At 40.1% G+C, this 24,609-nt stretch carries 24 protein-coding genes and 2 other annotated features; of the genes, 4 read left to right on the top strand and 20 right to left on the bottom strand.

The genetic code is table 11. The features are described from left to right. Window positions 1-102: 102 nt before the first annotated feature. From J7E63_RS08635 to zapA, 8 genes are all read right to left on the bottom strand, one after another. Complete coding sequence (locus tag J7E63_RS08635) at window positions 103-876, bottom strand: enoyl-CoA hydratase (protein ID WP_215011107.1); 774 nt, start codon at window positions 874-876, stop codon at window positions 103-105. 24 nt (window positions 877-900) lie between these two features. Next, on the bottom strand, window positions 901-1,485 hold the full coding sequence (locus J7E63_RS08630) for a fatty acid metabolism transcriptional regulator FadR (protein ID WP_215011105.1): 585 nt from the start codon (window positions 1,483-1,485) through the stop codon (window positions 901-903). A gap of 194 nt (window positions 1,486-1,679) precedes the next feature. Then, entirely contained in the window at window positions 1,680-3,386 is a 1,707-nt protein-coding gene (locus J7E63_RS08625) for an AMP-binding protein (protein ID WP_215011103.1), read from the bottom strand. Between the two features lie 265 nt (window positions 3,387-3,651). Further along, on the bottom strand, window positions 3,652-4,059 hold the full coding sequence (locus J7E63_RS08620; protein WP_215011101.1) for a DUF350 domain-containing protein: 408 nt from the start codon (window positions 4,057-4,059) through the stop codon (window positions 3,652-3,654). A gap of 19 nt (window positions 4,060-4,078) precedes the next feature. Continuing rightward, window positions 4,079-6,436, bottom strand: a complete 2,358-nt coding sequence (locus J7E63_RS08615; RefSeq protein ID WP_215011099.1) for an endonuclease MutS2 — start codon at window positions 6,434-6,436, stop codon at window positions 4,079-4,081. 13 nt (window positions 6,437-6,449) lie between these two features. Further along, window positions 6,450-8,168 carry a DNA polymerase/3'-5' exonuclease PolX gene (polX, locus tag J7E63_RS08610; protein WP_215011097.1) on the bottom strand — a complete coding sequence of 573 codons (1,719 nt, stop codon included), beginning with the start codon at window positions 8,166-8,168 and terminating at the stop codon, window positions 6,450-6,452. Between the two features lie 74 nt (window positions 8,169-8,242). Beyond that, a complete protein-coding gene (locus tag J7E63_RS08605; protein ID WP_088089195.1) occupies window positions 8,243-8,797 on the bottom strand; it encodes a CvpA family protein in 555 nt (184 codons plus the stop codon). Window positions 8,798-8,802: 5 nt separating this feature from the next. Further along, entirely contained in the window at window positions 8,803-9,063 is a 261-nt protein-coding gene (gene zapA / locus J7E63_RS08600; RefSeq protein ID WP_214731856.1) for a cell division protein ZapA, read from the bottom strand. Window positions 9,064-9,170: 107 nt separating this feature from the next. On the opposite strand from zapA, the gene rnhC reads away from it, so the two are divergent. Together rnhC and J7E63_RS08590 are read left to right on the top strand one after the other, a co-directional pair. Next, complete coding sequence (rnhC, locus tag J7E63_RS08595) at window positions 9,171-10,118, top strand: ribonuclease HIII (RefSeq protein WP_215011096.1); 948 nt, start codon at window positions 9,171-9,173, stop codon at window positions 10,116-10,118. Window positions 10,119-10,225: 107 nt separating this feature from the next. Then, window positions 10,226-10,516, top strand: a complete 291-nt coding sequence (locus J7E63_RS08590) for a 4a-hydroxytetrahydrobiopterin dehydratase (protein ID WP_215011095.1) — start codon at window positions 10,226-10,228, stop codon at window positions 10,514-10,516. A 266-nt stretch (window positions 10,517-10,782) separates the two neighbouring features. On the opposite strand, the gene J7E63_RS08585 is transcribed toward J7E63_RS08590, so the two are convergent. The 4 genes from J7E63_RS08585 to J7E63_RS08570 all read right to left on the bottom strand — a co-directional run bounded on the left by J7E63_RS08585 (window position 10,783) and on the right by J7E63_RS08570 (window position 16,817). Then, complete coding sequence (locus J7E63_RS08585; RefSeq protein WP_215011094.1) at window positions 10,783-11,757, bottom strand: nuclease-related domain-containing protein; 975 nt, start codon at window positions 11,755-11,757, stop codon at window positions 10,783-10,785. Window positions 11,758-12,042: 285 nt separating this feature from the next. Then, window positions 12,043-14,457: a phenylalanine--tRNA ligase subunit beta gene (gene pheT, locus J7E63_RS08580; protein ID WP_215011093.1), complete on the bottom strand. Its 2,415-nt coding sequence runs from the start codon at window positions 14,455-14,457 to the stop codon at window positions 12,043-12,045. 58 nt (window positions 14,458-14,515) lie between these two features. Continuing rightward, entirely contained in the window at window positions 14,516-15,553 is a 1,038-nt protein-coding gene (gene pheS / locus J7E63_RS08575) for a phenylalanine--tRNA ligase subunit alpha (protein WP_168245278.1), read from the bottom strand. A gap of 514 nt (window positions 15,554-16,067) precedes the next feature. Next, window positions 16,068-16,817, bottom strand: a complete 750-nt coding sequence (locus J7E63_RS08570; RefSeq protein ID WP_215011092.1) for a TrmH family RNA methyltransferase — start codon at window positions 16,815-16,817, stop codon at window positions 16,068-16,070. A 119-nt stretch (window positions 16,818-16,936) separates the two neighbouring features. Here J7E63_RS08570 and sspI point away from each other — a divergent pair, with 119 nt between their 5' ends. Further along, complete coding sequence (gene sspI, locus J7E63_RS08565; RefSeq protein ID WP_088089203.1) at window positions 16,937-17,143, top strand: small acid-soluble spore protein SspI; 207 nt, start codon at window positions 16,937-16,939, stop codon at window positions 17,141-17,143. Window positions 17,144-17,230: 87 nt separating this feature from the next. Here the strand turns inward: sspI and J7E63_RS08560 are convergent, their stop codons facing one another. Both J7E63_RS08560 and J7E63_RS08555 read right to left on the bottom strand, forming a co-directional pair. Then, window positions 17,231-18,316: a M42 family metallopeptidase gene (locus J7E63_RS08560; RefSeq protein ID WP_215011090.1), complete on the bottom strand. Its 1,086-nt coding sequence runs from the start codon at window positions 18,314-18,316 to the stop codon at window positions 17,231-17,233. Between the two features lie 71 nt (window positions 18,317-18,387). Next, the gene (locus J7E63_RS08555; RefSeq protein ID WP_215011088.1) at window positions 18,388-18,879 is read right to left on the bottom strand and encodes a dUTP diphosphatase; all 492 of its coding nucleotides are present in this window, start codon (window positions 18,877-18,879) and stop codon (window positions 18,388-18,390) included. Between the two features lie 104 nt (window positions 18,880-18,983). On the opposite strand from J7E63_RS08555, the gene J7E63_RS08550 reads away from it, so the two are divergent. After that, window positions 18,984-19,361 carry a sigma-w pathway protein ysdB gene (locus tag J7E63_RS08550; RefSeq protein WP_215011086.1) on the top strand — a complete coding sequence of 126 codons (378 nt, stop codon included), beginning with the start codon at window positions 18,984-18,986 and terminating at the stop codon, window positions 19,359-19,361. Window positions 19,362-19,380: 19 nt separating this feature from the next. Here J7E63_RS08550 and J7E63_RS08545 read toward each other — a convergent pair whose 3' ends face one another. From J7E63_RS08545 to ytxC, 6 genes are all read right to left on the bottom strand, one after another. Further along, window positions 19,381-19,641 carry a DUF1294 domain-containing protein gene (locus J7E63_RS08545; protein WP_215011084.1) on the bottom strand — a complete coding sequence of 87 codons (261 nt, stop codon included), beginning with the start codon at window positions 19,639-19,641 and terminating at the stop codon, window positions 19,381-19,383. A gap of 96 nt (window positions 19,642-19,737) precedes the next feature. Then, the gene (rplT, locus tag J7E63_RS08540) at window positions 19,738-20,097 is read right to left on the bottom strand and encodes a 50S ribosomal protein L20 (RefSeq protein WP_215011082.1); all 360 of its coding nucleotides are present in this window, start codon (window positions 20,095-20,097) and stop codon (window positions 19,738-19,740) included. A gap of 40 nt (window positions 20,098-20,137) precedes the next feature. Then, entirely contained in the window at window positions 20,138-20,338 is a 201-nt protein-coding gene (gene rpmI, locus J7E63_RS08535; protein WP_066258063.1) for a 50S ribosomal protein L35, read from the bottom strand. Window positions 20,339-20,355: 17 nt separating this feature from the next. Further along, window positions 20,356-20,874: a translation initiation factor IF-3 gene (gene infC / locus J7E63_RS08530; protein ID WP_215011300.1), complete on the bottom strand. Its 519-nt coding sequence runs from the start codon at window positions 20,872-20,874 to the stop codon at window positions 20,356-20,358. Window positions 20,875-21,008: 134 nt separating this feature from the next. Then, window positions 21,009-21,140 (bottom strand) — a sequence feature (ribosomal protein L20 leader region). Between the two features lie 173 nt (window positions 21,141-21,313). After that, window positions 21,314-23,248, bottom strand: a complete 1,935-nt coding sequence (thrS, locus tag J7E63_RS08525; protein WP_215011080.1) for a threonine--tRNA ligase — start codon at window positions 23,246-23,248, stop codon at window positions 21,314-21,316. Window positions 23,249-23,334: 86 nt separating this feature from the next. Further along, window positions 23,335-23,582 (bottom strand) — a binding site (T-box leader). A gap of 96 nt (window positions 23,583-23,678) precedes the next feature. After that, entirely contained in the window at window positions 23,679-24,557 is an 879-nt protein-coding gene (gene ytxC / locus J7E63_RS08520; protein ID WP_215011078.1) for a sporulation protein YtxC, read from the bottom strand. Between the last annotated feature and the right edge of the window lie 52 nt (window positions 24,558-24,609).

The following is a 24,609-nucleotide window of genomic DNA, read 5'->3' as shown; positions in this document are numbered from 1 at the left end:
TTCCCTCCTAATAAAATTTCGAGCATTCGCTCAGTTTGAAAGATTAAGAAAATTTCTTAGAAAAAAAGGACTTCCCTTTTCAATTATACTACAAAGATACGTTTATTCACCTTTAAATTGTGGTTCCCTTTTTTCAATAAAAGCTTGAATGCCTTCTTTACCATCGTTAGAGACAAAAACTTGACCAAATAACTCAGATTCTCTTTTCGAACCTTCATAGAACTCTTCTGTTTTTGCATAATTTAATAATTCGATGGCTGCTTTAATAGAGCCTGGACTTTTCTTAGCAATTTTTCCAGCGAGCTTATACGCCTGCTCTAATACTTCTTCCTCTACATAGGCATGATTCGCTAAGCCATATTTTACGGCCTCAATACCTGTAATTGGCTCGGATGTGAACAGCATTTCAGCAGCTCTTGCCACACCTACATATTTCGGCAGACGCTGCGAACCGGCAAATCCAGGAATTAAGCCGAGTTGCAGCTCCGGAAGACCGAGTTTTGAGGTTTCACTGACAAGGCGAATGTGACAAGCCATGGCAAGTTCGAGACCACCGCCAAGCGCCGCACCATGGATTGCCGCAATAATCGGTTTCGGAAATTTTTCCATCCGGTCAAATAAATCCTGTCCAAACTTACCAAGATTAGAAAAACCTTCAGATGAAGATACCGTTGTAAATTCTTTAATATCTGCCCCAGCCGAGAAGAACCGCCCTTCCCCGTGAATGACAAGGACTCTAATTTCACGGTTTGGTTCGATTTCATCAAGCACTGTCGACAATTCCCTTAAAAGACCTGAAGAAAGGGCATTTGCCGGAGGACGAGCAATTGTGATCGTGGCAATACTGTCTTGATAGGACCATTTTAAGTATTCCAAAAAAACTCCCCCCTATTTTAAATTCTACCGGCTTCCGCAGCCATTGATCAAGAGTCGATGGACTGGAGACGCCAGTGCAAGCAAATCATACTTTTCCTCATTCATCACCCACGATGTAACGGTTTCATCAATTGTACCGAATATCATTTGCCGGGCCAGACGAATATCGAGGTCGACTGAAAACTCTCCTGTTTCTTTGCCTTCAATAACAATCCTTTCGATCACCTTTAGGTAACCTTTTAGAACATCATTTATTCGGAGTCGCAATTCCTTATTGGATTGCCGTAACTCCAATTGCGTTACGATCGCCATGTGATGGTCGTCAGAAAGCATACTAAAGTGAGCTTCTATCATCATTAATAATTTCTCTGCCGCCGTCCCTTTTCCTGCTATCATTGTATCTATTTTTTCAATAAAACTTCCCATTTTTTCTTCAAAGAGAGAGATTAGGATGTCTTCCTTGTTTTTAAAGTATAGATAAATGGTTCCATCAGCCACTCCTGCCTGCTTGGCAATTTTTGAAACCTGGGCTTGGTGATAGCCATTTTCTGCGATCACAATCACCGCAGCATCAATAATTTGCATGTATTTAGGTTTATTTTTTTTCAACTATATCCCTCCTTTGAAGAAAATTCTGTTACAGTTTAACTGTTGATCTAATTAAATGAAAGAAAATATGAATGAATAATCATTCATATTTTCATAATAGTTATTATTCGTATATCTGTCAAGATATACTCTATACCTTTTTCATATTCACAACCTAGGGACAGGCTTAAACTGTCAAAAAAAAGAGGAAGCAATTATGCGTGTTTTTGGGTTTCTTCTTCTATTTTTTGTTTTTCTTCTTCCACTAGCATCCTTCTTAAAATTTTCCCTACAGCTGTTTTAGGCAATTCTTTTCTAAATTCATATAATCTCGGGGCTTTATATGCAGCAAGATATTTTCTTGAAAATTGGTTCATTTCATCTTCGGTAACCGATGAACCTTCTTTTAAGACAATATATGCTTTTACCGTTTCTCCACGGTACTGGTCAGGAATACCTGCTGCCACCACTTCAAGAACATCTGGATGTTCATATAATACTTCCTCTATCTCTCTAGGATATATATTGTAACCTCCTGCAATAATCATGTCCTTTTTGCGGTCCACCACATAAAAGTATCCTTGTTCATCCATATAACCAAGGTCACCTGTATACAGCCAGCCATCATGCAAGACTTCCTTAGTATCTTCTGGACGATTCCAATACCCTTTCATGATTTGCGGACCCTTTATGGCAAATTCGCCTATTTCCTTTACTGGGACGGGTTCACCTGTTTCGATCGATACGATCTTTACCTCAGTATCAGGCCAAGGCACACCAATACTTCCCTTCATCCTTGGTACATCCCATAAAAAGTTCGCATGTGTTACAGGAGATGCTTCCGTTAAACCATAACCTTCAACTAGTTTCCCTCCTGTTACGGTCTCAAACTGCTCTTGTACTTCAATTGGCAACGCAGCTGAACCACTTATACAAGAATGAATTGATGATAAATCATATTTTCTTAGATCAGGATAATTCAATATTCCAATATAAATCGTCGGTGCACCAGGAAACAGAGTTGGGCGCTGTTTTTGAATGGTTTTTAATGTGGTCTCAACATCGAATTTAGGTAATAATATCATTTTATTTGCCTGCATCACAGATAAAATAAGAACGGTTGTCATTCCATAGACGTGGAAAAACGGGATAATCCCGAGAACTGATTCCTCACCTTGCTTGGATTTGTAAAGCCATGCCTGGCACATCTTTGTATTGGCAATTAAATTTTTATGTGTTAACATCACTCCTTTTGGAAATCCTGTCGTCCCTCCTGTATATTGAAGGAGTGCTACATCTTCCTCAGGATTGAAATCATAATCCCTCACTTTTTGAGGCTTCATTTTTAATATTTCCGAAAGTAAATGCGTGCTTCCTTTGTGTTGAACATTAACGACAATTCCATATTGTTTTTTCTGGATGTAGGGATAAATTAGATTTTTAGGGAATGGTAAGTAGCTCTTGATAGCGGTTACAATTACATGCTGTAATTCTGTTTGCGGCATCACTTTAGATACGCGTGGGTAGAGGATGTCGAGTGTGATGATGGCCTTTGAGCCAGAATCTTTCATCTGGTATTCAAGTTCACGTTCCGTATATAATGGGTTGGTTTGAACGACAATTCCGCCTGCCATTAATATCGCAAAATAACTAATTACAGCCTGAGGTGTATTAGGAAGCATAATAGCAACGCGGTCCCCTTTGGAAATGCCTAGGTTTCCCTGCAAATAGCCAGCAAAATTCATTACTTCTTCATAAAGCTTCATGTAGGTAATTTCTTTTCCCATAAAATGAATGGCCACTTTTTCTGGAAATTTTCGAGCAGAATTCACTAAGTATTGCTGTACTGGCTCTGAGGTGTATTCCAGTGTGGCGGGAATTTCTTTTGGGTACAGGGCCAGCCACGGTTTTGATTCATACATAAGATCCCCCTTTTCTATTTGGAAAATTATAAAAATTCACACTTCTATTTTTATTATAGTACAGTATTTTACAATTAACAATTGAAGTTGAAAGAAAAGTGGAGGTGTCCGTTTAGCGGTAAGAATAAAAAAATCACCGCTGGTATCTCTCAGCGATGATTTTGAGTTAAGCAAAAAACAACATATAGATCAAGCCGATTAGCAAAAACAAGCCGCATAATCCAAGAAGTACTTTAGCTAAGGTCTCCACTTTTTTATTCTCCCCTTATGTAATTCCTGCACCGATTACAATCGATAAGCCAATTGAAATAACCATCGAAATAAAACCAACTGCGCGGTTATCCTTTTGGATTTCTTCGTCAATTTTGAATTTTGGCGTTAAAAATTCAAAGATAAAATAACCGACTATTAATAGAATAAAGCCATAGATCCCCCAACCAACCATTGAAAGCAGCGAATTATTCTGCTCAATCGTATAGCGAAAGATATTGGCAACGCCCAAAATTTTCCCTCCGGTTGCCATCGCCACAGCCACATTCCCTTTTTTGATTTCTTCCCAATTTTTATATTTGGTTACCATTTCAAAAATAGCTAAAAAGACAACCAAGCATAATATCACGACGCTATAATAAGCAGCTATTTGGATATATTCATTCTCCCAAAACTGGTCCATTGCCAAAACTCCCCGGACATTATTTAAACTCAACGATGGTTACGCCTGATCCACCTTCGCCGGCTTCCCCAAAGCGAATTTTTTTAACTTGACGATGGTTTCTTAAGTATTCCTGAACTCCCTGTCTTAATGCACCAGTCCCTTTCCCGTGGATAATCGATACACGCGGATAACTGGATAGCAGGGCATCATCAATATATTTTTCCACCTTAAGGAGAGCATCTTCATACCTTTCCCCGCGTAGATCTAACTCCAGTTTAACAAATGAATCCCGACCTTTTACAATCGCCATCGGCTTGGTTTCTACTTGTTTCGGGGTACTCATATATTCGATGTCTTTTTCTTTTACCTTCATTTTGAGAATTCCGATTTGAACCTGCCATTCATTCGAAGAAACTCTGTCAACCAACGTGCCTTTTTGACCAAAGGTAAGCACTTTCACCTCGTCACCTGGCATATACGTATGCTTTTTCACTTTCTTATTTGTGAGATTGGCTGATTTTGGTACTTCCGGTGCTGCTCCTTCTAGACGCCGCTTTGCATCAATTAATTCATGCTCCTTAATTTCTGCGTGCTTTTCTGTTCTCATTTTACGCAAGTCTCGGATTACCTTGTCGGCCTCACTTTTCGCCTCTTCCACGATTTCCCCAGCTTTTTCTGCTGCCTTTTCGAGCATAGAGTCTTTTTTCTCGTAAAACTCTATCAGTTGGTTTTGCAGGTCTTGATGAAGCTTTTCAGCAGATTTTAAATAATCGCGGGCTTCCTCCTGCTCTTTTTCTGCCAGCCGTTTGCTGTCTTCCAAGGATGCTATCATCTTATCGATTTGGTTCGTATCTTCACTCACATGGGAACGTGCAGCCAGAATGACCCGTTCATTTAAGCCCAGCCGTTTCGAGATTTCAAAGGCATTACTCCGGCCTGGGACTCCTAGCAGTAGTTTATATGTAGGGCTTAATGTTTCAACATTAAACTCGACACTCGCATTCAGCACACCCTCACGATTATAACCATATGCCTTTAACTCCGGATAGTGGGTCGTAGCAATCACCCTTGCGCCCCGTTTGTGGACCTCATCTAAAATCGAAATAGCTAAGGCAGCGCCTTCCTGTGGATCCGTTCCCGCACCTAGCTCGTCAAATAACACAAGACTATTAAAATCCACTCTATTTAAGATTTCGACGATGTTGACCATATGGGAGGAAAATGTACTTAAGCTTTGTTCAATCGACTGTTCATCGCCAATATCAGCATACACAGCATCAAAGACAGCAAGTTCAGATCCGTCATAGGCCGGAACCTGCAATCCTGCCTGAGCCATTAATGTACATAATCCCAGTGTTTTTAAGGTGACTGTTTTACCGCCCGTATTCGGACCAGTAATCACAATTGTTGTGAAGTCTTTCCCAAGCATGATATCGTTAGCAACCACTTCTTCGATTGGAATGAGCGGGTGTCTTGCCTTATATAAAGCAATTCTCCCCTCATTATTCATAATCGGCATCGATGCTTTTATTCGTTTCCCATATCTTGCTTTTGCAAAAATAAAGTCCAAATTAGCCAGGACTTCCACAATCACTTTGAGTTCGCTCTCATGCTCGGCTGCTTCAGCTGATAGTGCTGTTAGAATTCGATCGATTTCCAGCTGTTCCTTGACACGAATATCCTGCAGCTGATTATTTAACTGGACAATGACTTGGGGTTCAATAAAAAGTGTTTGTCCGGATGCACTCTGGTCATGAATAATTCCGCCGTAGTGACCGCGATACTCCTGTTTAACAGGAATAACAAAGCGATCATTACGAATAGTGACTATGGCATCGGAAAGCATCTTGCTGGCATTTGATGACCGAATCATACTTTCAAGTTTTTCCCGAACCCGTGACTCATTGGACCTGAGTTGATGCCTTAATGAACGAAGCAGGTCACTTGCGCTGTCTAACACCTCGCCGCTTTCATCAATCGCTTGTTTGATCGATTGCTCGAGGTTGGTGAGCGGAATAATCCGCTCTGCTTGTTCGGACAAAATCGGAATTTCTGTTCTTTCGTCAGCGAAATCGTCAATAAATCGTTTCATTTGCCGGCTGGCATGGATCGTGCTAGCAATTTGGACCAGTTCATGCGGACTTAACACACCGCCAATTACGGAACGTTTGATGTGTGCAAGAATATCATGGACACCTGAGAGTGGAACATTTCCTTTTACACGAAACACGGTTGACGCCTCATCTGTTTCTGCTTGAAGTTTGACCACTTCATCAAAATCAGTGGAGGGGACTAAGTCCTTTATCTTTTTTCTACCAAGTGACGAAGCAGCATGTTCTAAAAGCTGCTCTTTTACTTTAGTAAATTCTAATACCTTTAAAGCTTTTTCTTGCATGGAGATAACCTCCTTATCCTCGATTATGCAAAAATTCTAGCAGGTCATTTTTATCTAGTGCATTTATTACGGATGATTTTTTGATCCAGCCCTTTTTGGCTGCAGAAACACCGATTTCCATATGCTTTAATGTATCCATTTTATGTGCATCGGTATTAATGAGAATTTTCACCCCTGCATCCTGTGCTCTTCGTAAATATTCAGCTGCAAGGTCCAGACGGTTTGGATTGGCGTTTAATTCAAGCGCCGTATTGGTTTCTTTGGCGAGTTGGATAAGTAAATCAATATCGACATCGTACCCTTCGCGGCGGCCGATTTTTCTGCCGGTTGGATGGGCAATTAAATCCACATGAGCATTCGTCAACGCGTTTTTAAGCCGCTCCATAATTTTTTCCTTTGATTGGGAAAAAGCAGAATGTATGGAGGCAATAACGAAATCCATGTCAGCTAGGAATTCGTCGTCATAGTCGAGCGTGCCATCAGGAAGGATATCCATTTCCACACCGGCCAGAATAAGAAAATCATCGTACTTTTCATTTAATTTTTTAATTTCTTCTCTTTGTTTTAAAAGTCTTTCACGAGTCAGACCATTCGCCACCTTTAAATACTGTGAATGGTCAGTAATCGCCATATATTGATAGCCTCTAGCCCGGCAGACTTGAGCCATTTGTTCAATCGAATGGGCACCGTCACTCCAGGTGGAATGCATATGAAGGTCACCCTTGATATCTTCAAGCTCAATTAATTCCTCATTTGAAGAGAACGTTTCTACTTCCCTACCGTCCTCTCTAATTTCCGGAGGAATGAATGGAAGATCAAAATGCTTGAAAAATTCTTCTTCAGAAGAAAACGTGCGAATTTCTCCCGTCTCCACGTTTTCCACGCCATACTCACTGATTTTTTCACCGCGTTCTTTCGCCAATTGCCGCATCCGGACATTATGTTCTTTTGATCCGGTAAAATGGTGCAAGGTGGTTGTAAATTCTTCCGGCTTAACCAGACGGAAATCAACGGAAATATCATAATCATATCCAAAAACTACCGAAACCTTGGTATCGCCCGCACCAATCACTTCTTTTATATTTGGCAATTCCAATAGATGCCCGCGCACTCGTTCAGGTTCATTAGTGGCGATAATAAAATCAAGGTCTTTGATCGTCACTCTCATCCGGCGCAAACTTCCGGCACGTGAAAACCGATGAATATCTGGTAATTCGGTTAAGGTTGCTTCAATTTGCTCCGCAATCGGAAGCATGTATGCTAATGGCAATCGATCCGGTCTAGAGCCGACATTGGCAATCGCACTTAGGATTTTTTCTTCTGTTTTTTTACCAAAACCAGCAAGCGCTTGTACTTGCCCTGCTTCACAGGCTTCTTTTAAACTGGAAACATCAACGACCTTTAATTCTTTGTATAGTTTAGCAATTTTCTTTCCGCCAAGCCCCGGAAGCTGCAATAACGGGATTAGACCTGTTGGGACTTCATCCTTCAACTCCTTTAATACCGAAGAAGTACCATCCTTTATGTATTCATCAATGACAGCGGCCGTACCTTTACCGATTCCAGATATGGCGGTAAAGTCTTCAATCTCTGTTACGTCGCGTTCGTCGGCTTCCAAAGCGTTAGCCGCTTTCCGAAAGGCTGAAACCTTGAAAGGGTTTTCCCCCTTTAACTCCATATAGACCGCAATCGTTTCTAGCAAACGAATGATTTCTTTTTTATTAACTTCCATTTAATTATCCACCTACCTACTTTTAGCATTTTCATTTTATCCTACTTTAAGGCATGAATAGAAAAACTTCTCTGCTACAGAGAAGTTAAAGCAGCTGTATATTCAATCCACATGCTCTTTATTTGCTGTGAAAGGATAGGAGTGTGATTCACAATTGCTTTTGCCATAATCGAATGATCCAAAGCATTTTGTAAAAATTCAATTGGTACCAGAGCTGAAATATATAATAAAATAAAAATAACTAAATATACTTCAATGAAACCAAAAAGGCCTCCTGCCCAAACATTTAACTGCCTAAGTACTGGCAAATGGGCAATAAAGTCAAGCATTGAACCAATAATTTGCAATAACACTTTTACAGCAAAAAAGATAATAACAAAGGCGATCGCTCGGTAAAAAGCTGCCTCCATATTACTGCTATCAGTTAGAAGTTTTAATGTAGCAATATTTCCAAAGTTTGGATAAGGAATCCATAGTGTTAACTTGGGTGCTAACTGTTCGTAGTATGAATTTGCCACTACATATGCAATAATAAAACCTATTAAATGAACAAGCTGCAGTATTAAGCCTCTTTTTAGGCCTACAAAGAATCCAATAATTAAAAAGATGATAATTGCTAAATCCAACATATTTTTTAGTCCTTTTCTTTTAGTAGTTCTGATTGAAGCCGATCTAATTGGTCTTTCATTTTGAGATAATCATTGACTGCATTTACGGCTGTTAAAACGGCGAGTTTACTTGCGTCTAAATTTGGATTCTTAGAACTGATTTCGCGCATTTTATTGTCAACTAATGAAGCCACATGCCGGATGTGGCTTGGACTTTCCGTGCCCATAATAACGTAAGCTTGACCGTATATATCTACGGTTGTTCTATTTTTTTGATTATTCGACAACGTCCTGCCTCCATTCAGAGAATCCTACTCTATATCATAACATGAACCGTTATCTGTGGAAAAGTTAAAGCATATTTTATATTATTTAGAAATGTGGTGTTTGTAGTATGGGTAATGTTGTATTGAATTTAGAAATGAATAAGATAATGGAAATGAGAAACTTTTACGGAAAAAATTTATTAGATAAAAACATTCCTGGAAGTGTGTTTGCAGCGAAAACGTCTGCTTGTATGATCACAGCTTATAAATCAGGTAAAGTATTATTTCAGGGAAATGATAGTGAAAAAGAGGCAGGTAGATGGGGCAGTGCAAGCGCGTCCTCGAAAAAGCCGAGCTCTTCCCATTCGAAATCTGTTGCGAAAGGTGACCTTCCAACCGGCATCGGTCAAATGTCTGCTATTGGTTCAGATGAAGTTGGTACGGGAGACTTCTTCGGTCCGATAACTGTCGTGGCGACTTACGTGAAAAAGGAAAATATCCCTTTATTAAAAGAATTAGGTGTGCGCGACTCGAAGGATTTAAACGATGAAAAAATCATTGCAATTGCCAAGGTCATTAAAGATATTATTCCATTTAGTTTGATGACGTTAAAAAACGAAAAATATAATCAGGTCCAGCAGTCAGGCATGTCGCAAGGGAAAATGAAGGCAATTTTACATAATCAAGCGATCTTAAATGTGTTAGACAAAATTTCACCCGAGAAACCTGAAGCGATTCTGATTGACCAATTTGTTCAAGGCAGTACCTATTTTCAGCATTTAAAAAGCCAAAAAGCGATTGCCAAAGAGAATGTTTATTTTAGTACGAAAGCTGAAGGTATCCATTTGGCTGTCGCTGCTGCAAGTATTCTCGCCCGCTATGCCTTTATCCAATATATCGATAAACTTAGCGAGGCGGCCGGCTTTAAGATTCCAAAAGGTGCCGGGGCACAGGTGGATGTAGCAGCAGCCAAGCTGATTATGAGCAAAGGCCGCGAAATCCTTCCGTCTTTTGTTAAGCTTCACTTTGCTAATACCGACAAAGCGATGGCACTTGTTAATAAAAAACGAAATTGACATGTTTTTTGGGGTTGTTGCGAATAGAATAGATATATAGAAACGGTGTTTGGAGGGATTTAGGGTGGCAAATAGATATAATAGAAACGGTATTTGGAGGGATAGTGGTGGCAAATCGACTAAGTGAAGCGGAGATTACTACCGCTGTTGCGGGATTATCAGGCTGGAAACTAGACGGAAAATTCATCGTGAAAAAATACCGCTTCCGTGAGTTTTTACAAGGCGTTGCATTCGTGAATGTCATTGCCCAGCTCTCGGAAGAAAAAAATCATCACCCATTTATTTCAATAGACTATAAATTAGTGACACTTAGACTAACCTCATGGAATGCAGGCGGATTAACCGATTTAGATATAGTCTTAGCGAAAAACTATGACTCCATTTTTGAGAAAATATAATTTAATGCGGAATTTGAAGGAGGTTGCCCTTTGGTGCAACCTCTTTTTGTGATTTTTAGTGATTTTTAGTGATTTTTTCTTAAAAATATGATATTTACTCTTTTTAAAAAGCACAAATTAAATAAAAAATGCACAAATTTACTACCATAATAGAACTTTTTAATTATATCAGCGAAAAATAGAGTTTTATCAGCGCTTCCGAACCATTTATCAGCGATAAATCCGATATATCAGCGATTATTAATTTTTATCAGCGAAAGGGAAGTTTACCATGGTAAAGTCTTCGGAAAGTAAATGCGTCCCTTTTTTGTTCCCGAAAAATTCAGATTTACAGAAAGCAGTAATCTTTTTGCTGTATCATGTGATTTTATTTGCGCAAACTCCCGAAACTGCTGATTTGTAATTTTCGAATCAAAGAGGAGAAAGTAATCTCTCAGGGCATTAATATGTGCATCTTTTGAAAATTTATCGCATGAAGAGCAGTACCATTTCTTTTTCACTCGAATAAGTGGAACATGATTGCAGCCAGTGCAGCAAACACCGGTTAATAAATCCGCTTTGTTAATTCCATACTTATTCAAAATATAGCTTGTCGGTACCTTATTCATCTTTACAAGGAGTCGGCTCAGTTTTCGGAGTTCTTTCGCATGAAGGAGAGGATTAATATATTGTTTTTCAAAAAACTGAATTTTATTTATGAAAGCATCTGACTTACATATTCGAGGCTTCACTTTATGAGCATTTTTCCCGGTGATGACATATGAAGCATATCCATTGCTGATAACTACTAGATAATCGACTGGAACTTTAGGAAATTTATGTTCTGCCATCAGTTTTTCTATATACTCTTTATGCCTTTCTGATTGAGCAATCGGATCAGGGTAACCTTTTTCCTTGTCATTGTTTATTTGGGTAAACTGCTCATTATCTGTATCAAATATTAATTTACCAGTCATATTTTTCACTTCAATAATTAGGGCGAATTCTGGTGTGAGGAGAAGGGTATCAATTTGGCAGTTGTAGTCACCATCAGGAAGATTTAGATCGTGGAGGATCAGATATTTATCAATGGAAAGGAGACGTAAATAATAATCAAGACTAACCTCACCTTTGTATCCGGCATGCCTCCTCCCCAGCTCCTCTAAAATTTGCTGATACTTTGGGTAATTTAGAGGGAGACGCCGGCATAATGCCTCTAAAATTAGAATTACTAATGGAATGGTCCTTGCTTTTATGATCAAACTTAACACCCCTTTCATTATACTACTATAATTCTGATCAAAGAATGAAATCCCTGCCGAATTTTAGCGAAATTTGTTAATAATATTTGTCTATTTATTTTTTCAGCGCTAATGATTAATTTATCAGCGAAGCTAGCCAATATATCAGCGATTACCCACGATTTATCAGCGATAAATTTAATATATCAGCGATAAATGCTATTTTATCCGCGAAGCGAAATTACCGCCTCAAACATACAAAAAAAGCCAGCCCGATAATCTACCCTCGGGCTGGCTTCTATTAATTTAACCTCTTAGAACGGCTCCTGCCTTTTCTTTCAAGGTATTAAGCACTTTCTCATGAACCTTTGTTACTTCTTCATCAGTCAACGTACGCACTGGATCAACATACTTCAAAGAGAACGCAATCGACTTCATACCCTCTTCCATCTTGTCTCCCTCATATAAATCAAACACGTTAACCTCTTTCAAGAGCGGTGCACCAGTTGTTAAAATAATTTCCTTTAAGGTGCCTGACACCGTTTCTTTGTTTACCACAAGGGCAATGTCTCTTGTGATTGACGGGAAGCGCGGGATGGCTTCGTATTGTAATGCAGGTGTTTCTGCTTCAAGTACTGCTTTCAATGAAAGTTCAAATACGTAGGTATCTTTCAAATCCAGCTCTTTTTGAACCGTTGGGTGGACTTGCCCGATAAAGCCGATTTTCTCACCGTTTAGGTGAATTTCCGCTGTACGGCCAGGGTGCATACCATCTATCTGTGCTTGAACAAATTCAACCTGTTCAAGCAGACCAAGTTTAGCAAACAACCCTTCTAAAATGCCTTTAACAACGAAGAAGTCAACAGCCTTCTTCTCCCCTTGCCAAGAATGACTGGACCAAAGCCCGGTAACGGCTGCTGCTAAATGTTCTTTTTCTGTTGGAAGCGTGTCAGTACCATTTGCTAAGAACACAGCACCTGTTTCATATACACCCAAACTATCGTTTTGGCGTGCACTGTTATATTTTAATACTTCCAAAAGTTGTGGCATAATGCTCAAACGAAGAATGCTGCGCTCTTCACTCATTGGCATCGAAAGACGAATCGTATCCCGCTTTTCAAGCGCAAATTGTGCTGCTTTCTCCTCACTTGTAAGGGAATACGTAACAGCTTGGTACAAGCCGGCACCCTCAAGATATTGACGAACCACACGGCGTTTTTTCTGATATTCAGACAAACCACCTGGTGTAGTTGATCCAATCGGCAACGTTTTTGGAATATTATCATAACCAAAAAGGCGAGCTACTTCTTCCAGTAAATCTTCTTCTATCTTAATATCTCCGCGGCGTGTCGGTGCCGTTACGGTGATGGTATCTTCTTCGATACTTACACCGAATTGAAGACGATCAAAGATTTCCTTCACGTCCTTCATCGCAAGGTCTGTGCCAAGGACACGATTGATTTTTTCTAAAGTAATCGAAACAACTGCCGGCTCAACCGTCATTGTGTCTGCTTCAGCAGCACCTTCTAATACTTCACCGCCCGCGTATTTTGCCATAAGATAGGCGGCACGCTCTCCAGCAACACGAACACGATTCGGGTCGACACCTTTTTCAAATCGAGCGCTCGCTTCACTTCTTAAACCATGATCTTTCGAAGCTTTTCTGATCGTAGCCCCGTTAAAGTAAGCTGATTCAAGTAAAACAGTCGTTGTGTCTGAAATTACTTCTGAATTTGCTCCCCCCATAACACCAGCTAGGGCAACAGGTTCAGTTCCATTTGTAATGACTAAATGATCAGCTGTAAGTGTGCGTTCTGCATCATCGAGCGTGACAAATTTCTCCCCATCTGCTGCACGGCGGACAAGGATTTCTTTTGAACCTAAGCGGTCATAATCAAACGCATGGAGCGGCTGACCGTATTCAAGAAGAATATAGTTAGTAATATCAACCACGTTATTGTGTGGACGAATTCCTGCTGACATCAAGCGCGTTTGCATCCATAAAGGTGATGGACCGATTTTTACATTTTTAATGATTTTTGCCACATATAATGGGTTATCTTCTTTTGCCTCAACGACAATTTTCACATAATCAGATGCTTTTTCAGTTGCAGACTGAAGATTCGTTTCCGGAAGTTTAACCTCTCTCCCAAGGATCGCCGCCACTTCATAGGCAACTCCTAGCATGCTTAAGCAATCCGCACGATTTGGAGTCAAGCTCAGCTCAAGGATCTCATCGTCACGATTTAACATGGCAAGTGCATCAACACCCACTTCAGCATCCGCTGGAAAAACAAAGATTCCCTCAGAATATTCTTTCGGTACAACTTTTCCTTCCATCCCTAACTCAGTAAGCGAACAAATCATTCCGTTCGATTCTTCGCCGCGTAGTTTCGCCCGTTTAATTTTAAAATTACCTGGAAGAACTGCACCAACTGTGGCCACTGCAACCTTTTGACCTTGGGCCACATTCGGAGCACCGCAAATAATTTGGACCGGTTGTTCTCCGCCGACATCAACAAGACACTTACTTAATTTATCAGCATTTGGGTGCTGCTCGCGTTCAAGGACATGACCAACGACTACACCTTGGATGCCGTCGTTAAGGATTTCTACTCCTTCGACCTCAATACCGCTTTTTGTAATTTTTTCAGCTAATTCAGATGCAGTTACTCCAGTTAAATCAATATAATCCTGGAGCCATTTATATGAAACGAACATGTCGTCATCCTCCTTTATTTTTATCAAGCTTCAACGGCTTGGGTTGAAGCATTCAGTTTCACTCGTGTTTTGAAAATTGTTTTAAGAAACGAACATCATTTGTATAGAAATGTCTGATATCATCAACACCGTACTTTAACATCGCAATCCGCTCTGGTCCCATACCGAAAGCAAAGCCAGTGTATTTTTTAGAGTCATATCCAGCCATCTCAAGAACGTTAGGATGGACCATACCGGCACCGAGAATTTCGATCCAGCCTGTTCGCTTACAAACGCTGCAGCCATGACCGCCGCAGATTTTACAAGAAATATCCATTTCTACTGAAGGTTCAGTAAATGGGAAAAAGCTTGGACGCAGGCGGATTTCACGATCTTCGCCGAACATTTTTTTCGCAAAAACTTCTAATGTTCCTTTCAGGTCACTCATGCGGATGTTCTCACCGACCACAAGGCCTTCGATTTGCATAAATTGATGGGAGTGTGTCGCATCATCATTATCACGACGGTACACCTTACCCGGGCAAATAATTTTGATTGGGCCCTTGCCTTGGTGCTTTTCCATCGTCCGCGCTTGAACTGGTGATGTATGGGTACGGAGCAAGATATCTTCTGTGATATAGAAAGAGTCCTGCATGTCGCGGGCCGGGTGCCCCTTCGGTAAATTAAGAGCTTCGAAGTTATAATAATCCTGCTCTACTTCAGGACCTTCCGCTACCTGATACCCCATGCCAATGAATAAATCCTCAATTTCTTCGATGATTCTTGTCAGTGGATGGTGGTTTCCAACCTTAACTGGTCGTCCTGGGAGGGTAACATCGATGCTTTCAGAAGCTAATTTTTCTAAAACAGCCGCCTCTTCTAACCCCGTTTGTTTGGCTTCAATTTTAACAGCAATCGCTTCACGGACTTCGTTTGCTAATGCCCCCATAACTGGACGCTCCTCAGCAGAAAGCTTTCCCATTCCGCGTAGTACTTCCGTGATTGGGCCCTTTTTACCTAGGTAGGCAACACGAATGTCATTTAATTCTTTTAAGCTTACCGACTGTTCAATTTTTTGAATAGCCTCTTCCTGCAATTCCTTTAAACGTTCTTGCATGTCAATTCCTCCTTAATATTAATCGGTGTCAGGCACCAATGAAAAAACAAAAAAACCCCATCCCTGGAAAGGGACGAGGTTTATAGTTCGCGGTACCACCCTTGTAAACACGTTATGTAAAGAAACATTGTGTTCGCTTCATTCGGATAACGGCATCTGCCGGTGCATCTTTACACGAAAAGCGGAAGCGCCCTGGTCAGCCCCGACAAGCATAAGACAAGCGCTTCGGAAGGCGTGCATTTTGCCTTCCGTAGTGATTGGCTTATGACCTCGAGGGGCTGGGCGCTGTAGCTAGACAGTAATCTACTCTCAAGCTATTGCTTTTTATTGTGGTCCCGATGCCAACTCAGGAGGTGAACTTCGCTTATTCTTTCCATAAAAGTGCTTTCAGTCGCGGCACTTTCTCCCTAAATGGTTACTAAATAAGGTACTTTTCTCCGTCATCGTTCTTTAATATTCAATATTGTTCATTATTATATAATAATTTCCCTGTAAAGGTCAAACTAGTTTCCGCCTATTTTTTCAAATAATAGAGCAGAATCCCTGTTGCTACGGCAACATTTAACGATTCACTTTTGCCGTAAATCGGGATATATAGGTTGGCTGTGGTGCTTGAGAGTATATCTTTCCCGACGCCATTCCCTTCGTTTCCAACGATCAGGGCAAACGAATCACCTGTGGAAATGTCAGTATATGCAGATGCCCCTTCAAGTGCTGTACCGTACACAGGAATATTCTTTTCCTGAAGCTTATCCATCCATTCATGAAGGTCGCCTCTTATAATTGGAAGGTGAAAATGGCTTCCTTGTGCAGACCTAAGGACCTTTGAGTTGTAAATATCCACACTTCCCCGTCCTACCACAACGGCGTCGATCCCTGCTGCATCCGCTGTACGAATCATGGTTCCGAGATTTCCTGGATCCTGAACGGCATCGATAAACAGGAAGGTTTTGGCATCTACCACTTCAGCATTTGCTATTCGGCAAACCCCATAAACTCCTTGTGGTGCCTCTGTATCTGTTAATGCATTCGATATCTCTTCCGTGACTTGTATAAGTGGCGTCGAACCAGTATCGAAGCGGGAAGGTAAATCTACTTTTTCAGAAACGATAATTTCTACAATTTGCTCGCCTTGTTTTAGCGCTTCCTCCACTAAATGAAAGCCTTCGACTAAAAATGTTCCTGACTTATCCCGTTCTTTTTTGGTTAAAAGCTTTTTCCACTGTTTTACTTTAGGGTTATTTATCGATTCAATATATTTCAAAACCCGCTCTCCTTTTACTATAACGATGATTTTTTAATTATAGCCTAACAAAAATACATAATAAAACCCAAAATAGAAAACATATTAAAGTAAGACAGGATAAAAAGGAGTGCATATACATGAATTTAAATTTACGTAATGCCATTGTTCACAATGTTTCGGGGAATACACAAGATCAATTAGAAGATACCATTGTTGATGCCATTCAAAATGGAGAAGAAAAAATGCTCCCAGGTCTTGGTGTTTTATTTGAAATCATTTGGAAAAATTCATCCGAAGATGAGAAAAAAGAAATGCTTACAACCCTTGAAAGCGGGTTAAAGTAATCATTTGTTGACGCTGCCGATTACCCATCGGCAGTTTTTTATTTAAAAAAACCCCCGGCAAAGTTCAACCGGGGACCCCACACAAAGTTATTCAAACGTAATTTTATCAACGGTCTCTCGGTCTAAACGTTTGATAACCTCGACAATCAACTTAACAGCATTCTCGTAATCATCACGATGGAGCATAGCCGCATGTGAATGAATATAGCGTGTCGCAATTGTAATCGGAAGCGCCGGAACCCCATGATGTGTCAAGTGAATTGACCCTGCATCCGTACCACCACCAGGAATGGACTCGAATTGATAGGGAATGTTCAATTCATCGGCTGTATCGGTCACTAAATCACGTAAACCTTTATGCGCTACTAGTGAGGCATCATAGATAACAACTTGTGGTCCCTTCCCCATCTTACTCATTGCTTCTCGTTCCGAAATTCCAGGTGTATCCCCTGCAATACCGACATCAACAGCAAAGCCGATATCCGGTTTGATTTTTGCAGTGGCTGTCTTGGCACCACGCAACCCTACCTCTTCTTGAACATTACCTACCCCATAAACAACGTTCGGATGATCTACACCCTTTAATTGTTTCAGGACATCAATGGCAATTGCACAGCCAATCCGGTTATCCCAAGCCTTGGCTAATAGCATTTTTTCATTGTTCATCACTGTAAATTCAAAATACGGCACAACCATATCGCCTGGACGAACCCCCCATTCAGCGGCTTCCTCACGGCTAGATGCACCAATATCAATAAACATGTCTTTAATTTCAACCGGTTTTTTGCGAGCTTCCGCTGATAAAATATGCGGAGGCTTAGAACCGATAATCCCGGTTACATCTCCTTTTCTTGTAACAATCGTCACGCGCTGTGCAAGCATTACCTGCCCCCACCAGCCGCCAACCGTTTGAAAACGAAGGAAACCTTTGTCATCGATTTGAGTAATCATAAACCCGACTTCATCTAAGTGACCAGCCACCATGATTTTCGGGCCGCCCTCTTTACCTACCTTTTGTGCAATCAAACTGCCAAGTCCATCGGTTGTGATTTCATCAGCGAATGGAGCTATGTATTTTTCCATGACCTCGCGAACTTCACGCTCATTGCCGGGAATCCCCTTGGCATCGGTTAACTCTTTTAACATCGTCAAGGTTTCATCTAGTTTTACCATTTATTAGCCCCCTTTTATGTTTGTTCGACCTTCATTATACAGAAAATAACAATAAATCCGCAATTTTTCTGCTAATAGTTATTCTGCTGTCTTTGATAATTTACTTCGTTTTTTTGGAAATATGCTCTTTCAATATCTTGATTCGTAAAACCAAGCAGCAAAGCTAATTGCAAGTAAGATTTAAATAACTTTATGTAATCATCCAAACCTTTGCTTTTTAGAAAAATACTAATCCTGTCATAGACGCTTAAAAATTGTTCTGTCACATTCACAGATGACTCCTGAACATTCAAATCAATTTTCACCGCATCAAATCCACATTCAATCCCGATCGATAAAATAAAATGAACCCCATCAACAAATTCCTCTAAAATGACTTCTTTCGCCGAAGACGGCTTGATACTCCAAAACTTAAAGCTGCGTGTTTCATTTGCCAACTCACCAATTTCAACGAGTAAGGCCAGTACCTTTCTATCAAATAAATCTTCGTCCTGCAAGTTGTGCTTTTCTTCAATATGAGTATCTAATGCTTTTTGCATGTGAAACAGTTTTTCTAGTTGCATACTTCCATCACTCCTTATGGAAAAATTATATCAAACTGAGAAATGATTGAAACTTTTTTCGGGCTGTTTCGTATTATTAGGAAAAAGATGCAGGAGGCTTAGCCATGATTTGGTTGCTGCGCTTCGTATTGTTGTTTATCCTATTCTTCTTATTTAGATATGCGTTAAAATCCCTTTTTACATCGAACCGAAAACTAAAAGCTGCCCGTAAACATAAACGTTTTTTATTAATCGATGATAAGGATGTCAGAAAGAATTTCTTACTTACCTATAAAGGTGCTATGTTTGGTGGTGAGAAATACATGGGTCCCGTTGACAACACCTTTGACGTCGTCTCGATCATCATCTGGCCTGAAAATGCAGTCTCGTTAAAAGGTCTAGTTAAGGATGACTTTTTTTATATCGATAAAAAAATCCTTGATTACTATCCAAATGCCGAAATCCATTGGAAAAGTCCGGTGAAGGAATTTTTACAGGAATAGCCGCCATTCATGCGGCTTTTTATAGTAGAAACTTTATTAAAAGAACGAATTCGATTACTGCTAGGACAGGAAAACCAATTTTAAACGATGTATGCTTCGTTTTATGTCGATAAAGCTGCATACCTGCCGTTGCACCGACAGCGCCTCCAAATAATGCCACCAGCCACAAGGTCCTCTCTCGGATTCGGTACTCATGCTTTTTAGCCCGCTTCTTATCCTCCCACATAATTACGAGCCCGGCAATATTCATGATTAGATAGGCCAATAACCATATTTTCATATACGATATCCCCCTTATAGAAAAAGCCATCCTCATCAAAGAGAATGGCTTTTATCTGTCTAGCTCCAGCGCCTAGGGGCGCTGGAGCTTTTCTTATTACTTGTTTTGTTGTAGTTTTGCAACGTTTGCTAATTCAGCAAATGCGTTTGCATCGCTTACTGCTAATTCAGCAAGCATCTTGCGGTTTACTTCGATACCAGCAAGCTTTAAGCCATGCATTAAACGGCTGTATGAAAGACCGTTGATACGAGCTGCTGCATTGATACGAGTAATCCATAATTTGCGGAAGTCGCGTTTTTTCTGACGACGATCGCGGAAAGCATACATTAATGATTTCATAACCTGTTGGTTAGCAACTTTATATAATGTATGTTTGGAACCGTAATAACCTTTTGCTAATTTAAGAACTTTTTTACGACGCTTGCGCGTAACTGTACCGCCTTTTACACGTGGCATGTAATTTCCCTCCAATATATAAATCGATCACTTAAATTTTTTACTTCATGTAAGTTAACATTTGACGAATGCGTTTGAAATCACCTTTAGAAACAAGGGATGCTTTGCGAAGCTTACGCTTTGCTTTTGTAGATTTGTTAGCAAATAAGTGGCTTGTATAAGCGTGGTCACGTTTAAGTTGACCTGAACCAGTTTTCTTGAAACGCTTTGCAGCGCCACGGTGAGTTTTCATTTTTGGCATTTGGGATATCCTCCTTATTACTTTTCGATTTTAGGTGCTAAAACCAGGAACATGCTCCGGCCATCCATTTTAGGATGAGACTCGATCGTTGCAACTTCCTTGCACGCCTCTGAAAAACGGTCTAACACGCGTTGACCAATTTCTTTATGGGTAATCGCCCGGCCCTTGAAACGGATTGAAGCTTTTACCTTGTCGCCTTTTTCCAAGAACTTAATCGCATTACGTAACTTTGTATTAAAGTCATGCTCATCAATCGTTGGGCTGAGACGGACTTCTTTAGTAGTAATGATCTTTTGGTTCTTACGAGCTTCTTTGTCTTTCTTTTGCTGCTCGAATTTAAACTTGCCATAGTCCATAATTCTGCCGACTGGAGGCTTTGCATTTGGTGCTACTAGTACCAAATCAAGATTCACTCTTCCGGCAATCTCTAAGGCTTCAGTTTTGGTTTTAATCCCTAACTGTTCGCCATTTTGATCAATTAGGCGGATTTCGCGAGCGCGAATGCCCTCATTTAACAACATGTCTTTGCTAATAATTAGCCACCTCCAAGGTTTTATCACGAATACAACGTTTTGGTCAAGAAAATCATAAGGAACCCTTTTCAACCTAAACGTCTGACACCCTATTGAATCAACAGGTAGTAAAGCTTTTTAGCAGCGCTATTAAGTGAACAAACAAAAAAGTGCGGATGAATGCACCCACACTTTACAGAACATAAGTAATAAAACCAAAAAGTTCACGTAAACCTGCCAACTGCCAATTGCGTCAATCAGGTGAGAAGCGGGTGCTTCTTCTTTTCCCAAAAACAAGTATTCAATTTTTCACCTTAGTTAATATAACATAAGCAAAGACGAATGTCAAACAAACTATTTCCTTTGACAACGAAATTTATTTTAGCAAGAAACTGAAAATTATTCAATATATTTTTTTATTTTTAAAAAAGAAAGAGAGATTGCTCCCTCTTCCGAATAAAAATTATCCTCTTTTCACTTCAGCAACGATTGCTGCTAAAAACTCTGAAAATGGCTTTGTTTCTGAGTTTTGTTCACCATATTTACGGACATTGACAGCTTGGTCTTCGACTTCTTTATCACCAACAACCAGCATATATGGTATTTTTTGCATTTGAGCTTCGCGAATTTTATAGCCGATTTTTTCATCACGGCCATCCAATTCGACACGTAATCCTTCATTTTGAAGTTGCTCCTGTACTTGCTTAGCATAATCATAATGTGCACCAGGAGATACTGGAATAACCTGTACCTGTACTGGAGCCAGCCAAGTAGGGAAAGCGCCTTTGTATTCTTCAATTAAGAAGGCAACAAATCGTTCCATTGTTGACACAACGCCACGGTGGATAACAACTGGACGATGCTGCTTGCCGTCCTCACCAACATATGTTAAATCAAAACGTTCCGGTAATAAGAAGTCTAATTGAACAGTGGAAAGTGTTTCTTCTTTCCCTAGAGCTGTCTTAACTTGAACGTCAAGCTTAGGACCGTAGAATGCTGCTTCTCCTTCTGCCTCATAGTAGTTAAGACCAAGATCATCCATGGCATCCTTCAGCATCGATTGTGCTTTTTCCCACATCGCGTCATCGTCAAAATACTTTTCAGTATCTTGCGGGTCACGGTAAGATAAACGGAAGGAATAGTCATTAATATCAAAGTCTTTATAGACCGCTAAGATTAGGTTAACAACCCGTTTGAATTCATCTTTAATTTGGTCAGGACGAACAAAAATATGTGCATCATTTAAAGTCATTCCACGAACACGCTGTAGTCCTGAAAGGGCACCAGACATTTCATAGCGATGCATTGTTCCAAGTTCGGCAATTCGGATTGGAAGTTCACGATAGCTGTGAATGCTGTTCTTGTACACCATCATATGATGTGGACAGTTCATTGGACGAAGAACCAATTGTTCATTGTCCATTTCCATGATCGGGAACATATCTTCCTGGTAATGATCCCAGTGACCTGAAGTCTTATATAAATCAACACTGCCCATGACCGGAGTGTACACATGGTCATAACCCAGACGTTGTTCTTTATCAACAATATAACGTTCAACCACACGACGAATTGTTGCGCCTTTCGGAAGCCATAACGGTAATCCCTGTCCTACCAATTGGTTACTAGTGAAAAGGTTTAACTCTTTTCCAATTTTACGGTGGTCACGTTCTTTCGCTTCTTCAAGCAAGCGAAGATGCTCAGCTAAATCCTCTTTCTTAAAAAAGGCTGTTCCGTAAATACGCTGTAACATTTTATTTTTGCTGTCACCGCGCCAGTATGCACCCGCAATGCTTAACAATTTAAATTCTTTAATTTTTCCTGTCGATGGAACATGGACACCACGGCAAAGGTCAAAAAAGTCACCTTGCTCATAGATTGTCACTGTTTCCTCATCAGGAATCGCCTCGATTAGTTCCAGCTTGTAAGGGTCACCCGCTTCTTTAAATAGCTGAACAGCATCCGCACGGCTTACTTCCTTGCGAACAATTTCAATATTTTCATTGACGATTTTCGCCATTTCTTTTTCAATCCTTGGCAGATCTTCTGGAGTTAATGATTCCTCAAGGTCCATATCATAATAAAAACCACCCTCAATAACAGGACCTACTCCTAAATTCACCCCAGGATAAAGCCTTTTAACAGCCTGTGCCATTAAGTGTGCTGTACTGTGCCGTAAAACCTCTAATGCGTCTACGGAATCAGGGACGACGATTTCTATTGAACCGTCTTCATTAATTGGACGGCGAAGATCATAAAGTTGACCGTTCCATTTACCGGCAATCGCTTTTTTCTTTAGGCCGGGGCTGATGGAAGCGGCGATATCTTCCGTTGTTGTTCCACGTGGGAACTCCTTTACTGCCCCATCTGGAAACGAAATCTTAACAACGTCTGACATGGTAATTCCTCCTTTGTAATGAAGCGTCTTCGGGTCATTTTTACCCAGAAAATTCGCTTTTGAAAAATAAAAAAACCCGTCCCTGGAATAGGGACGAGTTTTGATAAACACGTGGTTCCACCCAATTTTTCATTTTCGAATGACACACATTGAAAATGACTTTGGTCAGTTAACGGCTGTGGCCGTCAACAATTACTGACTTCATGGAAACATGAAGTGTTCACTGCTGAAGTTTAAAGGTGGTAAGTATTATTTTCGTGTTAGGAGGCTTTCAGCCCTGTCCTCCCTCTCTAGAAACCGTAAAAAATACTGTTATCCTTATCATTACTTTTGCTATGAATATTCTATGTACGTTATTATAATGACTAATTCCCTAAAAATCAAGGGACATCAACCTACAAAAACAAATTATTACAAAAATTCCTGTATCTCAAGCATGGTTCTCCGAAGAATTATTATCTGCCGCCCATTTTTTAACTTCACGGAGGGACGCAAACGATTTCACAGTTACTCTTTCTTCAAAGATGTTTTTGATTGTGCGAACTAAGGGTTCTTCTGGGTCTTTTGTATACAGAAAAATAGTTGTAGGCGCAAGCGATAAAAGTGGTGCAATGGAAGCAGAATCGACATAAACAGGATGATTAACAAGTAACTTTCGGTCAATCAATCTAATTAATTCAGCTCTTTTCATCTCTACAAACTGGTCGTTATAAAAAGTAATTTCCTCGTCAAACAATAAATGAAGAACGTCCATTTTTGGTTCCCTGTTCAGTAAAAAGTCCCTGAGCATTTGCACAAACATTTGATACTCCTGCTCCATTTTATATTCATCAATGGCAATCTCAACATAACCTTCCAGTAACTGGAGGTATGGCCGCAAACGAAATTTATGGAAGGAGTCAAACGAAAAAGAAATATCATCCTGAAAGATATACTCGATGGCTGCTCTAATATTAGGCTCTTCATTTGAATCCTTCAAAAAGACAATCAGATCTTCTCTTTGACCTTCAAGAATGGAATAGATAATTTCCATTATTTGTTGTTGTTCTTCTAGATCCTCATAAAAATAACGGTTTTTTAATATTTCCCTGAACCAATCGTCACGTTTTATGTTCGTAATAAATTCGTAAAATGCATTTTTAACCATAGTAGAAATTTCAATGGATAAGAAGCTACCTAAAAATTTTACTATATGTTGATCTTCTATTAGAAGAATAGTTTCTTTATCATAATTATTTGGTAAGTACTCCAGCAAGTGGTAATAAAACTTTTGAGCATCCAGCTTGCTTTGGAAGATGATTTCCGCCAACCAAATCCCCCCTTTAAGCCAATCTTTGTTAATATATATGGGGGACTTGGCT

The sequence above is a fragment of the Bacillus sp. ISL-75 genome (assembly GCF_018613095.1).
Note: the sequence above shows the minus strand (reverse complement) of the source record. Positions and strands in the feature narration are given on the sequence as shown.

Coding starts and splice junctions, on each gene's coding strand:
- J7E63_RS08560 (WP_215011090.1), bottom strand. CDS start 18,316: ATGGTAAAACTAGATGAAACCTTGACGATGTTAAAAGAGTTAACCGAT.
- J7E63_RS08625 (WP_215011103.1), bottom strand. CDS start 3,386: ATGTATGAATCAAAACCGTGGCTGGCCCTGTACCCAAAAGAAATTCCC.
- J7E63_RS08545 (WP_215011084.1), bottom strand. CDS start 19,641: ATGAAAATATGGTTATTGGCCTATCTAATCATGAATATTGCCGGGCTC.
- J7E63_RS08620 (WP_215011101.1), bottom strand. CDS start 4,059: ATGGACCAGTTTTGGGAGAATGAATATATCCAAATAGCTGCTTATTAT.
- sspI (WP_088089203.1), top strand. CDS start 16,937: ATGAATTTAAATTTACGTAATGCCATTGTTCACAATGTTTCGGGGAAT.
- rplT (WP_215011082.1), bottom strand. CDS start 20,097: ATGCCACGTGTAAAAGGCGGTACAGTTACGCGCAAGCGTCGTAAAAAA.
- rnhC (WP_215011096.1), top strand. CDS start 9,171: ATGGGTAATGTTGTATTGAATTTAGAAATGAATAAGATAATGGAAATG.
- J7E63_RS08550 (WP_215011086.1), top strand. CDS start 18,984: ATGATTTGGTTGCTGCGCTTCGTATTGTTGTTTATCCTATTCTTCTTA.
- J7E63_RS08605 (WP_088089195.1), bottom strand. CDS start 8,797: ATGTTGGATTTAGCAATTATCATCTTTTTAATTATTGGATTCTTTGTA.
- pheS (WP_168245278.1), bottom strand. CDS start 15,553: ATGCAAGAACGTTTAAAGGAATTGCAGGAAGAGGCTATTCAAAAAATT.
- polX (WP_215011097.1), bottom strand. CDS start 8,168: ATGGAAGTTAATAAAAAAGAAATCATTCGTTTGCTAGAAACGATTGCG.
- rpmI (WP_066258063.1), bottom strand. CDS start 20,338: ATGCCAAAAATGAAAACTCACCGTGGCGCTGCAAAGCGTTTCAAGAAA.
- J7E63_RS08555 (WP_215011088.1), bottom strand. CDS start 18,879: ATGCAACTAGAAAAACTGTTTCACATGCAAAAAGCATTAGATACTCAT.
- J7E63_RS08615 (WP_215011099.1), bottom strand. CDS start 6,436: ATGCAAGAAAAAGCTTTAAAGGTATTAGAATTTACTAAAGTAAAAGAG.
- pheT (WP_215011093.1), bottom strand. CDS start 14,457: ATGTTCGTTTCATATAAATGGCTCCAGGATTATATTGATTTAACTGGA.
- thrS (WP_215011080.1), bottom strand. CDS start 23,248: ATGTCAGACGTTGTTAAGATTTCGTTTCCAGATGGGGCAGTAAAGGAG.